Origin of the sequence: Bacillus sp. FSL R5-0654, from assembly GCF_038008745.1 — a bacterium.
In the GTDB taxonomy this organism is placed as follows: domain Bacteria; phylum Bacillota; class Bacilli; order Bacillales; family Bacillaceae; genus Bacillus; species Bacillus safensis.
Window position 1 is genome coordinate 1,666,381 of sequence record NZ_JBBOZV010000001.1, and the last position, 15,659, is coordinate 1,682,039.

Here is a 15,659-nt window from a genome sequence, read left to right on the forward strand (position 1 = left end):
TAGGTTATATTTTCTTTCGTAGTAAGGTGATGAGTATGGCTAAAAAGAGAAAACGGAAAACGAGAAAAAAACAAAATAAACAGCTAAAACTGAAATATGAATTAAATGGGTTAGTCTGTATTGCCATAGCGATCATTGCCATTTTACAGCTGGGCGTTGTTGGACAAACCTTTGTACATCTATTCCGATTCTTTGCAGGTGAATGGTTCATTCTCTGCCTTATCGGATTATTTCTTTTTGGTGTGACGATTTTCTGGAAAAAACAAATCCCAGATATTTTGACAAGAAGAAAAGCAGGTCTCTACTGCATCATTGCGAGCATCTTGCTTTTGTCACATGTGAAGCTCTTTCAGCATCTTTCATCTGCTGGCGTCATTGGCTCTCAAAGTGTGATTAGAAATACATTTGAGCTTTTCTTGATGGATATGAAAGGTGAAACAGGATCGCCTGATTTAGGGGGCGGCATGATCGGAGCCGTCTTGTTCGCTGCTTCTTATTTCTTATTTGCACAAGCAGGCTCGCAAATCATGGCGATTGTTCTGATGCTGATTGGAATTGTCCTGATGACAAACCGATCCCTTCAGGAAATGGTGAAAAAAGTGACGATTCCTGTATCACAATTTATGGTGAAGCAGTGGAAAGCGTTTGTTGAAGATATGAAAGGAATCAGGCAGGCCAAAAAGAGCGCGACCTCTCAGAAAACAGGTGAAAAGAAAAAACGTTCACGCATTCAAGAAGAAGACGAGGATGATCTGATCTTGATCGAAGAGGAAACGCCGTCTTCTGATAATAGCCAGCCGATTATTTCAAGCTTTGCAGATAGAGATGACATTCTCACCCCGACGGTTCAAAAAAAGCAGGCGGCAAAAGAGACAGCGCCTCTTCAGGACTCTGTGCAAAGTGCACCAGTTCAATCAGATACAGCCGATGAACCAAAAGAGGCGCCTCCGATGACATTTACAGAACTTGAAAACAAAGATTATGAATTGCCGTCACTTGATATTTTGGCAGAGCCTCAGCATTCAGGTCAGCAAACAGATAAGAAAAATATTTATGAAAATGCAAGAAAACTTGAAAAAACATTCCAAAGCTTTGGTGTGAAAGCAAAAGTCACACAGGTTCATTTAGGTCCAGCTGTGACCAAATATGAAGTATATCCAGATGTCGGCGTGAAGGTCAGCAAGATCGTCAATCTAAGTGATGATTTAGCCCTTGCCCTTGCAGCAAAGGACATTCGTATTGAGGCGCCGATTCCTGGTAAATCAGCCATCGGCATCGAAGTTCCGAATGCAGAAATTGCTATGGTTTCATTAAAAGAGGTATTAGAATCGAAGCAAAATGACCGTCCAAATGCTAAGCTCCTCATTGGACTCGGCCGTAATATCTCGGGTGAAGCTGTGCTTGCTGAAATGAACAAAATGCCGCATTTGCTTGTAGCAGGTTCGACTGGAAGCGGAAAAAGTGTGTGTATCAATGGTATTATCACAAGCATTCTCATGAGAGCGAAGCCTCACGAAGTGAAAATGATGATGATTGATCCGAAAATGGTTGAATTAAATGTGTATAACGGCATTCCGCATCTTTTGGCTCCTGTCGTAACAGACCCTAAGAAAGCATCGCAGGCCCTTAAAAAAGTAGTCAGCGAAATGGAACGCCGCTATGAATTGTTTTCGCATACGGGGACAAGAAATATTGAAGGATACAATGATTACATTAAACGGATGAATCAAACAGAAGATGCTAAACAGCCAGAGCTTCCTTATATTGTTGTCATTGTAGACGAGCTTGCAGATTTAATGATGGTCGCTTCCTCTGATGTGGAAGATTCCATTACACGACTTTCTCAAATGGCTCGTGCTGCGGGAATACATTTGATTATCGCCACACAAAGACCTTCTGTCGATGTCATTACAGGTGTCATTAAAGCCAACATCCCGTCCCGCATTGCCTTTAGCGTATCCTCACAAACCGATTCAAGGACGATCCTTGATATGGGAGGCGCAGAAAAGCTGCTGGGAAGAGGGGACATGCTGTTTTTACCTGTTGGTGCAAACAAGCCGGTTCGTGTGCAAGGCGCCTTTTTATCAGATGAAGAAGTGGAACATGTTGTGGATCACGTGATCACACAGCAAAAAGCACAATACCAAGAGGAAATGATTCCGAGCGAAGAAACGCAGGATCAGCTTGCGGCTGTGGAAGATGATCTATATGATGAAGCAGTAGAATTGATCATCGGTATGCAGACGGCTTCTGTTTCTATGCTGCAAAGAAGATTTCGCATCGGTTATACCCGGGCGGCACGTCTCATTGACGCAATGGAAGAGCGGGGCGTTGTAGGCCCGTATGAAGGAAGTAAACCGAGAGAAGTTCTTCTCTCAAAAGAACAATATGACGAGCTCTCTTCATAAATTGAAGAGAGCTTTCCTGAAAAACAGTAAACAATAGTATGATTATGTTAACTGGATGTCAGACTATTTATTTATTTGCAAAAACATGATATAGTTATGTTCAACTTATCTCGGAATAGAGATTTCTCATCTTATCATTTGCATTGATTAGACGGAGGGAAAACATGTCGACCAAAACAGACAATCGCCATTTATATTTGAAAGTGATTGACCGTATTAAAGAAGATATTCAAACAGGTGTATATGCCGAAAAAGAAAAACTGCCTTCTGAGTTTGAGCTCTCAAAACTTTTAGGTGTGAGCAGAGCGACACTGCGTGAGGCCCTTCGTATATTAGAAGAAGAGAAGTATTTAATTAGAAGGCATGGGGTAGGGACTTTCGTCAATTCAAGACCGCTTTTTTCGACAGGCATAGAGCAGCTGACAAGTGTTACGAAAATGATTGAGCAGGTCAATATGACGCCTGGCACCATCTTTTTATCCTCGCAAGAAGGGGAGCCAACAGAGAATGATGTCATTCGTTTTCAGTGTGATAAATCTGATGGGATTTTTTCAATGGAACGCGTTCGAACGGCAGATGGGCAGCCAGTTGTTTATTGTTTAGATAAAATTCCGGTCAAACATCTTCCCGCTTCTTTTACACATGAAGAAGAGTCTCTTTTTGAGCTGTTTGGAAGAGAACCGCACAGCGGGATTAAATATGCAGTTGCTGATATTGAACCAATTGGCTACCACGATCAGGTCTCACCGATTCTAGATTGTGACCCTGAAACGGCGTTGTTATTACTGAAACAAATGCACTATGATCAGGATGATCAGCCGGTCTTATACTCCCTCAATTATTTTCGAGCGGATAAATTCAGCTTTCATGTCATACGCAAACGATTTTAATAAGCAGTCGCTTCCATAGGCGGCTGCTTTTTGTTCGCCCATACATAATACTCGTCAAACTTGCCACACTAATACGTAACAGTATATAGAATTGGGTGAATGATGTTGGGCGAGAAAACAGTCAGTAAAAAGAATATCATTGCATTATCATCAGTGCCTCTAATCATGACACTAGGGAACTCGATGTTAATACCAGTATTGCCAGAGATAGAAAAGAAACTCTCGATTACTTCCTTTCAAGTCTCTCTCATTATTACGGTATATTCGGTTGTAGCCATCTTATGTATTCCAATCGCCGGTTACTTATCAGACCGGATTGGGAGGAAAAAGGTACTGCTGCCGTGTCTTTTAATCGCTGGACTTGGAGGAGCTGTGGCAGCAGTCGCCTCAACGATCATGAAAGAACCTTATATGTGGATTCTGTTTGGCAGGGTCCTTCAAGGGATTGGTTCAGCTGGAGCCGCACCTGTCGTTATGCCGTTTATTGGAGATTTGTTTCATGATGATGAAGAGGTCAGTGCCGGACTTGGCGCCATTGAAACCTCTAATACAGCAGGTAAGGTACTAAGCCCTATTATTGGGGCACTTCTTGCTTCATGGTTTTGGTTTGTGCCGTTTTGGTTCATTCCGTTCTTTTCGATCATCAGCTTTCTCATGGTACTGTTCATGGTAGAGTCGGCGAAAAAAGAGGAGGACCCGCCTACATTTAAAGAATTTTTAAAATCAACAAAGACCATTTTTAAGCATGAGGGACGGTGGCTTTATGCCATTTTTGCTATTGGCGGTTTTATTATGTTTCTTCTTTTTGGTGTGCTTTTTTACTTATCCGATAACCTAGAGGCAGCTTATCAAATAAAGGGCGTTAAAAAAGGGCTCCTGCTAAGTATTCCGCTCCTTTTTCTATCAATCAGTTCCTACATTGCTGGAAAAACGATTGGAAAAGAAAAAGGAAAAATGAGAATCTTTATAATCGTAGGGATGGCTTTGTTATCACTTTCTTATATTTTTTTATGGTGGAATCACAGCTTTTTCGTATTGTTTATCTGTTTAAGCATTGGCGGAGTGGGCATCGGTATTGTGCTGCCTGCACTTGATGCGCTGATTACAGAAGGAATTGAAAAAGAGCAGTGCGGTACCATTACGTCATTTTATAGCAGTATGCGTTTTATCGGTGTTGCTTTAGGACCTCCGATTTTTGCCTATCTAATGGATAAAGGGGACTCCATTGTTTTTATTCTCTCGACCATTTGCAGTCTCATTTCACTATTTTTGGTCCTCTTTTTCATCCAGCCAGATGAAGAGGATGAGAGTGAACGATTGAAAACGGTTTAAATATAGAAAAAAGATGGTATTTTGCCATCTTTTTTCTTTTTTATAAATTGACATGTAAAATTTTGATAGTTAAACTAATGTATAGTAATATCTTTTAAATTATCCCAAATTGGAGGTGTTCAAAAACATTCATTTTCTGTCTTTCTTTAGGCAGAAATTGAGCTCGCGTGCTGATGATGGAGATATGCTTCTTCAACACGAAAGGACAATTGAATAGGTCATCCTGCCATTTGAAGGAGACGCAGTCAGCACTTCAGACACGCTCAAATACAGCAAATTGATTGAAGAAGTAGAAGGAGCTTGAAGCAGCTATGTTGCAAATAATTAAAGCAAGATGGATTGTATTAGTGGTGTGGATGATAACAGCTGTGATTCTGTTTATTACTGCGCCCGATTTAGAGGAATTAACAAGAGAAAAAGGGCAATTAAAGGTTCCGGAGGGGACACCAACAGCTGAGGCACTTCACCTATTGGATAAGCTGTCAGATAAGAACGGGAAAAAAGATACAGGTGTGCTTGTATTCTCCGAACAACATCTGTTCCCTGCGAAAGAGCAGGAATTAAAAAAGGCTTTAGCTGCACTTATGTCAAATGCCCCAGAACTCCACATTGACGGAATTACTTCGTATTTTCATGTAGATCCGGACATTCAAAAACAACTTTTATCAAAGGATAAAAGTACACTTCTTGTTCCATTCAAATTCGACCACTACGAAACAAAAGCTGTGAAGATTAAAGAACAAATTGAGGAAGTTTTAAAGCCCTATCATGTCTCATATGAAATAACGGGTCAAAAATTTGTGGATTCAGATGTCATTCAAAGCTCTCAACAAGGTCTGAAGAAAACTGAACTTATCACGATGATTTTTATTTTCTTTATTTTAATCATTGTTTTCAGATCGATATTGGCACCTGTTGTTCCGCTCATTACGATAGGCATTTCTTACGCTGTCAGCCGGTGTATTGTGGCTTTTCTCGTAGAATATACACAATTTCCTCTATCTAATTTTACTCAGATTTTTATGGTAGCCATTATGTTCGGTATCGGAACGGATTATTGCATCCTGCTGTTAAGCCGTTTTAAAGAGGAGATCGGTCAAGGCCGTGATGTCAAAGAGTCGATTATCGTCACATATCGATGTGCAGGGAAAACGGTATTTTTCAGCGGCTTAGCCGTGTTAGTCGGCTTCTCAAGTATTGGATTTGCTAAATTCCAATTGTATCAATCAGCCGTTAGTGTTGCCGTTGGAGTAGGCATTCTGCTGATTGCCCTTGTCACCATCGTTCCCTTTTTTATGTCTGTTTTCGGAAAATCTCTATTCTGGCCATCTAAAAGAGAAAACATTCGGCACCCGCAAAGTAAAATGTGGGAATGGGCTGGGCGTTTTTCATTTAAAAGGCCGCTGATCAGCTTAGGGTTAGTCGCTCTTATTACAGTGCCTCCTATTCTGATGTACGACGGCACCCTATCTTATAACAGTTTAAATGAAATTGGGAATAAGTATGAGTCGGTGTCAGCATTTAATACGATATCAGAGCAATTTGGCTTTGGTGAAGCGCTGCCGCTGAATGTGCTTGTCGAAAATGATCATAAGCTGGATAATCAGGAAAAGATTGTCATGATTGAAAAACTGACTCGTAAATTAAATGACATTGACGAAGTCAAAACAGTCCGCAGTGTCACGCGGCCTGTTGGGGACGGGCTGAGCCAGCTTTATGTCACATCTCAAGCGAAAGAGCTTGGAGGAGAACTCGGCAAAGGCCATGAAGGAATCGGGAAAATTTCAGATGGCTTGACCGAAACAAATCTCGCTCTTCTCAAACAAAAACCAAAAATTGAAGAATCCGCTCAAGGCATTGACCAGCTGATTGATGGAACAAAAGCAATCAAAAGCGGTATCGGAGAAGTCAGGGAATCCTTAATCTCTTTAGAAGATGGAGTGAGACGCAGTAAGGAAGGCGTCGGCACCATTCGAAGTAAAATCAAAAAAGCGAAAAAAGAATTAGAGCAAGAATATCGCAGCAGCGAAACGATGATTCAAGAGCTAGAGCGAGTGGTGAATACACTTGAACGCCATGCGAAATCGAATCAGCAGCTGATGACAACCATTAAGAAAGTAAGGGCATCCTATGAAAATCTATCATTTGAAGCACTAGAAAATCGTCTTCCAGAAGTAAAAGACATGGATGAATATAAAGAAATCAAGAAGGTATTCAAAGAAACAAAAGGAATGCTTGATCAAGCAAAGGATCAAATGAGTGTATATGAAGAGGAAGCCGCTCACTTTAAGCAAAAGATCAAGCAGGCAGATCAAGTGATTCAAACCTTATCAAGCAAGCAAAAAGAAGTAAAACGCCAAGTGCAAGCGCTCATGGATGGGCTTGATCAAATTTATGACGGCCTTGACCAAACAAATGAGGGCCAAAAACAATTGATTAAAGAAATGCCTAAAATCGAAGATGGTGCAGATCAGCTGACAGACGGCCAAAAAGCCATCAAAAAAGGATTTAGCCAGCTTTCATCCAAACTTACATTGTTAACAGATGGATTAGGTGAAAGTATTGAAGGGCTTGAGCAGGTCAAAAGCGGCTTCACCGAGGCTGACGGCTACTTAAAGCAGCTTCAGCAAGCGCCAGATGAAGAAATAACGGGCTGGTTTATTCCAGAAGAAGTGCTGAAACGCCAAGAATTTAAGCAAATCTTTCATACGTATATGTCTCCAGATCGTAAATTAACGACTTTTGAAGTCATCTTAAATGTGAATCCATACAGCAATGAAGCGATGAAAGGTGTCGCGAAAATTGAGGAAACCCTTGATCAATATTTACCTGTAAGTGGACTCAAAAATGCCAAATACGGTGTATCTGGTATCTCAAGCTTAAATGTGGACTTAAAAGAAACGTCTGACGGTGACTTTATTCGAACTGTTATCTTCATGTTAATTGGTATTTTTATTATTTTAATTATTTTATTACGGTCAATCGTCATGCCGATATACTTAACACTTTCACTGATTTTAACGTACTTTACATCAATCGGGTTAACAGAATGGATCTTTAAAACATTTTTTGGCTACGATGGTGTCAGCTGGGCTGTTCCATTTTTCAGCTTTGTCATTCTTGTGACCCTCGGGATCGATTATTCCATCTTCCTTATGGATCGTTTTAATGAATGGAAGGGAGAGCATGTACAAGCATCGATGATATCAGCGATGAGAAATATGGGTTCTGTTATTATTTCTGCAGTGGCCATTTTAGCAGGTACGTTCGCTGCTATGCTGCCATCAGGAGTATTATCGCTTGTTGAAATTGCAACAGTCGTACTCATTGGACTTTTATTATATGCTTTTGTTGTATTGCCCCTCTTTATTCCGGTCATGGTTCGTATTTTTGGTAAATGGAATTGGTGGCCGTTTAGAATGAAATAACGACTGGCGTCTCTGCTATGAGCAGAGGCGTTTTTATTTCCTATCCTTTCCTCTGATTGATATAATGTCTATTAAATGGCTGTTTCACGTATATATCAGCTATGTTCTAATACATAATAAATAGGATGAACAAAGGAGGTTTCTCATGACGTATTTACAAGAGAAGACACTGGACACACCGGGTCTTCATACTCATATTGTCAAAACAGAAAAATTTAAAACCGTGACAATCCTTTTTAAAATGCTTGCACCGCTATCCAAAGATGACGTCACCATGCGTTCTCTTTTCCCGCATGTGCTGTTAAGAGGAACAGAAAAAATGCCGAAAACAGGCGCACTGCGTGCCTATTTTGATGAGCTCTATGGAGCAACCGTTTCCGCCGACATGGCGAAAAAAGGTGAGAATCACATCATTACCTTTCGCCTAGAAATGGCGAATGAAAAATATTTAAAGGATCAAACCCCTTTACTAGAAAAAGGGATTGCCTTACTATCTGACCTATTATTCCACCCGTATGTTGAAGAAGGAGTGTTTAGTCAATTATATGTGGATCAAGAAAAACGCACATTAAAACAGCGAATTCAGGCAGTTTATGATGACAAAATGCGTTATTCGAACTTAAGACTTGTGCAGGAAATGTGTAAAGGTGAACCATATGCGCTGCACGTCAATGGCGAAATGGAAGACATCGACGCAATCACACCTCACTCGCTCTTTGAAGCTTATGAGCATGCGCTTCAATCAAACCAGCTTGATCTTTATGTTGTCGGAGATGTTGACGAACAAGACATCAGCCGCATGGTCTCTCAATACTTTAAAACAAGTGAAAGAGAACCAGTCAAACAGCAGGCTGAATCAAAAAGACCTCAAAATGAACCAAAAGAAGTCATTGATGAAGAGGACGTAAAACAAGGCAAGCTGAATATCGGCTTTCGCACACATACAACGATTGCAGATAAAGATTATCCGGCGCTGCATTTGTTTAATGGCATATTCGGCGGTTTCTCGCATTCTAAGCTATTCATTAATGTTCGTGAAAAGGCAAGTCTAGCTTACTACGCTGTGTCTAGACTTGAAAGCTTTAAAGGCTTGATGATGGTCATGTCAGGGATTGAAGTCGGCAACTACCAGCAGGCAGTGGACATCATCAAAGAACAATTTGAAGCGATGCAAAAAGGTGATTTTTCAGATGAAGCGATTGATCAAACAAAAGCAGTCGTCAAAAACCAGCTGCTTGAAACGATCGATACGTCTTATGGAACAGCAGAATATTTGTATCAGCATGCCGTTGTGCCAACTGGGGAAACCCTTGATTCCTTTTTAGAAGCATTAGACCGAGTGACAAAAGAGGACATCATCAAAGTGGGTCAGAAAATCGAATGGGATACGACCTATTTTCTTAAAGGAACGGAGGGTGCTTCATGACAGTGAAAACAATTCAATTCGATCAGCTGCAAGAAACGGTCTATCACGAAAAAATGGAAAGCGGTCTTGACGTCTATGTGCTGCCAAAGCAAGGGTTTAACAAAACCTATGCGACCTTTACAACAAAATATGGCTCTGTCGATAACGAATTTGTGCCGCTTGGCAAAGAAGACATGATTCGAGTGCCTGACGGTATTGCACATTTCTTAGAGCATAAGCTGTTTGAAAAAGAAGATGGAGACGTGTTTCATACTTTTAGTAAACAGGGAGCATCCGCAAACGCTTTTACAACGTTTACAAGAACGGCTTATTTATTCTCAAGCACCTCAAATGTAAAGCAAAACCTTGAGACACTCATTGATTTTGTTCAAGAGCCTTATTTTACTGAAAAAACAGTCGAAAAAGAAAAGGGCATCATTGGCCAAGAGATTAACATGTATGATGACAATCCGGACTGGCGTTTATTCTTTGGTCTGATTGAAAATTTATATCAAGAGCATCCTGTGAGAATAGATATTGCTGGAACAGTAGAGAGCATTGCCCCTATTACAAAAGATCATTTGTATGAATGCTATGAAACGTTCTATCACCCGAGCAATATGCTTCTATTCGTCGTCGGGCCTGTTGATCCGAAGCAAATTTTAGATCAAGTCAGAGCGAATCAGGCGAAAAAGCCATTTACAGACCAGCCGGAGATCAAACGAAAAGACATCAATGAGCCAGAAGGTGTGTACCGGAAAGAATACGAACTTCCAATGAACGTACAAGGCTCTAAATGTATGTTCGGTTTGAAAACAAAGAATCCGCATAAAAAAGGAAATCAGCTGCTAAAGCATGAGCTTGGGATGAACCTCATTTTAGAGACGCTGTTTGGCAAAAGCTCCTTACAATATGAACAGATGTATGAAAAAGGCTTAATTGATGAAACATTCAGCTACGATTATACAGAAGAGGGCGGCTTTGGCTTTACTTCAGTTGGCGGGGATACAAATGATCCTGATCAACTCGCAAAGGTATTAAAAGAAACCCTTCTTCAAGCAAAAAGCCTCATGACAGAAGAGAAAATTGAACTCGCGCGCAAGAAAAAAATCGGCAGCTTTTTAAAAGCCATGAATTCTCCAGAATATATTGCGAACCAATTTACTCGATATGCATTCTTAGACATGAGCTTATTTGATGTCGTCTCAATGCTGGAACAAATTCAATTAGCTGATATTCAGCAAATTTTAGACGAAGAAATTGATGAAGAACGGATGTCTGTTTTCAAAGTCGTCCCAAAAACAAAATAAATGTAAAAAGACAAACTCATATCGGCAGAGTTTGTCTTTTTTATGTTCATTGAAAAAGCCGTTTTATTTGGGAGGATATTCATTGACAATTGTTTTGGACATTAGTTAAACTCTTTAATAGTTAAACACTTAAACTAAAAAGGAGCAGCGTATGGAACAAAATAAAATTGCCCAGCTTATCCAGAGGTATGCAGATGTCTATCTCTGGATGGAGAAAAAAGTCTCGAGTATGATCACCGAAAAGCTTGATAAAGAGCTGACGCTTGATCAATATTACTCGCTTCGATACATCAATTTACATCCAGGATGTACATCTACGGACCTTGCTTATGTATGTAATGTAAACAAAAGTGCTGTAACATCCATGACTAATCGTCTTTTTACGAAAAACTATATTTTTCGTGAACATGATCAAGCTGACAGAAGAAATGTTCACCTGTACGTCACGCCAGAGGGCAAAGATGTGGTCAGCCGAATGGAAAAGCAGCTTCAAGATCTGGTTCGATCTTATTTTGAAAAGCTTGAAGAAAAAGAAATGGAATCATTTATTCAAACATATGAAAAGATCTATCAAGTGATCATCGAAGAGGAGGCACAAAGTACTAATGAGAGCAATCATAAAGGGTAGATGGCTGATCACGATCCTGTGGATCGTATTAGCGGCAGTGTTACTCATCACCGCTCCTAATATGGCGCAATTAACAAAAGAAAAGGGGCAAATTTCTGTACCAGACGGCTACCCGTCCTCATATGCCAATCAGTTATTAAAGAAAATGTCTGAAAACGGCGATACAGAAAAATCAATCGTCATTGTCTTTCAAGAAAAGAACATTGTGAAAGAAAGAGAAACATCTTTAAAAAAGGCAATGGATATTTTAGAAAAAGATCAAGATCTCCACATAGAGGACATCACTTCTTACTTTGAAGCCAATAAAGATATCAAAAAACAAATGCTCTCTAAAGATCAAACGACACTCCTTGTTCCAGTTACATATGACTCAAACAAAATCAAAGCGTCCGATTTTAAAGAAAGAGTCAATGAAAAGCTGAAAAGCTTAAATCTGAAATTTGAAATGACAGGGCAGCCGTTAATTGATGATGATGTTATCACAAGTTCGCAGGAAGGCCTGAAGAAAACAGAATTCATTACGATTGGGTTTATTCTCGTTGTCCTTATTCTTGTTTTTAGGTCAGCTGTGGCGCCTTTCGTTCCCTTAGTCGCAGTGGCACTGTCTTACTTGGTGAGTCAATCGATCGTGGCTTATTTAGTGAAATATGTAGACTTTCCTCTCTCGACCTTTACTCAGATCTTTATGGTCGCGATCATGTTTGGAATTGGAACGGACTACTGCATACTGCTTCTCAGCCGCTTTAAGGAAGAGATCGCACACGGTAAAGATAAAATTGAAGCGATTCTGATTACGTATAAAACAGCAGGAAAGACCGTCTTATTCAGCGGAATTGCGGTTCTGATCGGTTTTACATGTATTGGTCTCGCACAATTCCAGCTTTATAAATCAGCTGTTGCAGTAGCAGTTGGGGTTGCTGTGCTCATTGTGGCTCTTCTCACGATTGTGCCGTTCTTTATGGCAGTTTTAGGAAAGGTGTTATTTTGGCCGATTAAAGGCGATATTGCCCATCCGCAGTCAAAAATGTGGGAAACAGCAGGCCGTTTTTCATTTAAGAAACCGCTTTTCAGCTTATTAATTGTAGGAATCATTACGCTTCCGCCAATTCTCATGTATAAAGGAACTCTTTCTTATAACAGCTTAGATGAAATTGGTAATAAATACGAATCGGTTAACGCATTCAATACCATTTCTGATAAGTTTGGACCGGGTGAAGCACTTCCGGCAACAGTGGTTGTGAAATCATCTGACCTTTTAGACAACAATGAAGGGCTGATTGCCATCGAAAAACTCAGCCGTGCAATTGAACAAACAGATGGGGTCAGTAAAGTGAGAAGTGCCACCCGCCCTGTCGGTAAAGGGCTGAGTGATCTGTACGTGAAATCACAAGCCAAAGAACTAAACACAGGACTTGATAAAAGCAATGAAGGCTTGAAAAATATCCAAGATGCACTGACGACAATGAGTCAATCCATTGAGGATCAAACACCGCAAATCAAATCATCAGGAAAAGGCATTAACAAATTGATTTCTGGTACAGAATCTGTGCAAACAGGGATTCAAAATGTTGAAAAATCCTTAAGAAAATTGCAAAACGGCATCGACCAAAATAAAAAAGGTGTAGCAGCCATTAAAGATGAAATCAAAGGTGCAAAAAAGGAATTAATGGCTCAAGTCATACAAGTGAATCAGCAAGTTTCACTGTATAAAAGCATTTCCAAAGAATTAAAGGCAGCATTAGCGCAAGTGGATACGTCATCCTCTGCCGCAGCAGATGTAAAAGCGTTAATCAAACAAGCAAATACACAATTTAGTACCCTTGAAAAGCAAATCCCGCAGGTAAAAGAAAATCAATCGTATCAAGCGATTAAAGCTTCGTACAATGAACTTTCTGCGACCTTGCAAGAAGGGGCGAAACAGGCAGACAGCTATGCCAAACAAGCGAAAGAAGCTAGAAAGCAGCTTGAAGCAGCTGATGCCTTTATCGCAAAAGCTTCTGAGCAGCAAAAAGTCTTGACGAATCAAATCGATGAACTCATTGCTGGCTTAGATGCAGTTGAAAATGGACTGGATCAAACGTCTAAAGGTCAAGGACAACTAGCTGATAATATGCCAAAGCTTGCAAATGGAGCGGGGGACATCATTAATGGCCAAAAGCAAATGAAAGAAAAGATTGGCGGCTTTGGGGATAACCTGACCAAGCTGACAGACGGTCTGAACAAAAGTGTGAAAGGACTGGAGAAAATTTCGAGCGGCTTAATGGGTGCAGGTGACTACTTAGACGAACTGAAAAATGCACCAGATCAAGACATGGCCGGCTGGTTTATTCCAAAAGACGTCTTGAAAAATAAAGCATTCAAGCAAGTATTTGATTCATACATGTCAGATGATCGCAAGATGACAAAGATTGATGTCATTTTAGAGAAAAATCCATATGGAAATGACGCCTTGTCGACGATTAAACAAGTGGAAGCTTCTGTCGAGCGGGCACTTCCTGAAACAAACCTAAAAGATGCATCATTTGGCGTCTCAGGTGTATCAAGTATGAACGCTGATCTAAAACAACTGTCAGACCAAGATTTCAATAAGACAGTGCTTTACATGATGATTGGTATTTTCCTTATTTTGGTGATCTTGTTCCGTTCGCTTGTCATGCCGCTTTACTTGGTAGGTTCACTCATATTGACTTACTTTACAGCAATCGGTGTAACAGAATTTATTTTCACCCATTTCTTCGGATATCCTGGCATTAACTGGGCTGTACCATTCTTTGGATTTGTGATTTTAATGGCGCTCGGAGTCGATTATTCGATTTTCTTAATGGAGCGGTTCAATGAATACAAAACAAAAGACATCCAGTTTGCCATGACTGAATCAATGAAAAATATGGGGTCTGTCATTATGTCTGCTGCTGTTATTTTGGCAGGAACATTTGCCGCCATGCTTCCATCAGGTGTGCTGTCTCTCCTGCAGATTGCAACACTTGTCCTCACAGGACTTTTACTGTACGCACTCGTTGTGCTACCATTGTTCGTACCTGTAATGGTGAAATTGTTCGGATCAGCCAACTGGTTCCCATTTAAACGAAAAGAATAGGTATTCTATATAGAAAGAAGGAATCAATGTGATGAGTCGTTGGGCGCTGATAACAGGTGCCAGTGGCGGGATTGGGCAGGCAGCAGCGAAAAAGCTTGCCCAAGAAGGCTGCCATGTGATGCTCCATTATCATAAAAATGAACAGGCAGCTGTGCGCCTCGCCGCTCATTTGGATGAGGCATATTCCATTCAAACGCACGTCGTTCAAGCCGATTTATCTAAAACGGGCGGAGCAGATGAGCTTGTCAGCCGTCTGCCGCTCTGTCCAGATATTCTTGTTTTAAACAGCGGCAGAAGCCATGTCGGATTGGTGACAGACACAGAAAAAGACGTATTAGCCAGTATGGTGCAGCTTCATGTCACAAGTCCATATGAGCTTACCCAATCCCTTTTACCCGCCATGATTCGAAAGAAAGCAGGCCATATCATTGCGGTCAGCTCGATATGGGGAGAAACGGGAGCATCATGTGAAGTGCTGTACAGCATGGTCAAAGGTGCGCAAAATGCGTTTATCAAAGGATTAGCAAAAGAGCTTGCTCCAAGTGGAATTAGAGCAAATGCTGTCTCGCCAGGTGCTGTCAAAACAGACATGATGAATCGTTTTACGCAGGAAGACATCGCAATGCTGGAAGAAGAAATTCCGCTTGGCCGGCTTGCATCGCCTGAGGAGGTTGCAGATGTCATTTGGTTTCTCGCCTCAAAACAGTCAAGTTATATCACAGGTCAAATTTTATCTGTCAATGGCGGCTGGTACTGTTAAAAAACGTGTATAATTCGTCTCTCCATGACAAAAGCTATGGCTGTAATTCATCTTTTCGAATGGAGGAATCGACATGTCTGTACTTGAGAACTGGGACCATTGGAAAAACTTTTTAGGTGATCGCTTAAATCATGCGCAGGATAAAGGTTTAGAAGATGAGACTATCAATAACCTTGCGTATGAAATTGGCGGATATCTAGCTAACGAAGTTGAGGCAAAGAACGAGCAGGAAAGAGTACTTGCTGACCTTTGGAGCGTTGCATCAGAAGATGAGCAGCGTGCCATTGCAAATATGATGGTCAAGCTAGTTGAAAATAATAGCTCGCACTAAACAAAAAGAGAGGTCGTTTGTGCCTCTCTTTTTATTTTAACCGTTTCACAACATTGTGCTTTCTAAAAAT

10 protein-coding genes are annotated in these 15,659 nt (G+C 40.7%); all 10 read left to right on the forward strand.

The features are described 5' to 3' along the window. Positions 1 to 35 precede the first annotated feature (35 nt). On the forward strand, positions 36 to 2,408 hold the full coding sequence (locus NSS76_RS08315) for an FtsK/SpoIIIE family DNA translocase (RefSeq protein ID WP_044330521.1): 2,373 nt from the start codon (positions 36 to 38) through the stop codon (positions 2,406 to 2,408). A 164-nt stretch (positions 2,409 to 2,572) separates the two neighbouring features. Continuing rightward, complete coding sequence (locus tag NSS76_RS08320) at positions 2,573 to 3,298, forward strand: GntR family transcriptional regulator (protein WP_024424122.1); 726 nt, start codon at positions 2,573 to 2,575, stop codon at positions 3,296 to 3,298. A 102-nt stretch (positions 3,299 to 3,400) separates the two neighbouring features. Then, positions 3,401 to 4,630, forward strand: a complete 1,230-nt coding sequence (locus tag NSS76_RS08325) for an MFS transporter (RefSeq protein ID WP_411809883.1) — start codon at positions 3,401 to 3,403, stop codon at positions 4,628 to 4,630. 311 nt (positions 4,631 to 4,941) lie between these two features. Next, positions 4,942 to 8,058 (forward strand): MMPL family transporter, encoded by a 3,117-nt coding sequence (locus tag NSS76_RS08330; protein WP_198456703.1) that lies wholly within the window; start codon positions 4,942 to 4,944, stop codon positions 8,056 to 8,058. 145 nt (positions 8,059 to 8,203) lie between these two features. After that, positions 8,204 to 9,484: an EF-P 5-aminopentanol modification-associated protein YfmF gene (yfmF, locus tag NSS76_RS08335; protein ID WP_133743802.1), complete on the forward strand. Its 1,281-nt coding sequence runs from the start codon at positions 8,204 to 8,206 to the stop codon at positions 9,482 to 9,484. Then, complete coding sequence (yfmH, locus tag NSS76_RS08340; protein WP_257802852.1) at positions 9,481 to 10,773, forward strand: EF-P 5-aminopentanol modification-associated protein YfmH; 1,293 nt, start codon at positions 9,481 to 9,483, stop codon at positions 10,771 to 10,773. The genes yfmF and yfmH overlap by 4 nt, the downstream gene beginning before the upstream one ends. Before the next feature lie 151 nt (positions 10,774 to 10,924). Then, positions 10,925 to 11,401, forward strand: coding sequence for a MarR family winged helix-turn-helix transcriptional regulator (locus tag NSS76_RS08345; RefSeq protein WP_151039478.1), 477 nt, complete (start codon positions 10,925 to 10,927; stop codon positions 11,399 to 11,401). After that, on the forward strand, positions 11,379 to 14,498 hold the full coding sequence (locus NSS76_RS08350) for an MMPL family transporter (protein WP_103132406.1): 3,120 nt from the start codon (positions 11,379 to 11,381) through the stop codon (positions 14,496 to 14,498). Before NSS76_RS08345 ends, NSS76_RS08350 begins: the two co-directional genes overlap by 23 nt. A 31-nt stretch (positions 14,499 to 14,529) precedes the next feature. Beyond that, positions 14,530 to 15,258 carry an elongation factor P 5-aminopentanone reductase gene (gene ymfI, locus NSS76_RS08355; RefSeq protein WP_024427021.1) on the forward strand — a complete coding sequence of 243 codons (729 nt, stop codon included), beginning with the start codon at positions 14,530 to 14,532 and terminating at the stop codon, positions 15,256 to 15,258. A 73-nt stretch (positions 15,259 to 15,331) separates the two neighbouring features. Continuing rightward, positions 15,332 to 15,589, forward strand: a complete 258-nt coding sequence (locus NSS76_RS08360; RefSeq protein ID WP_024424114.1) for a DUF3243 domain-containing protein — start codon at positions 15,332 to 15,334, stop codon at positions 15,587 to 15,589. Positions 15,590 to 15,659: the final 70 nt, after the last annotated feature.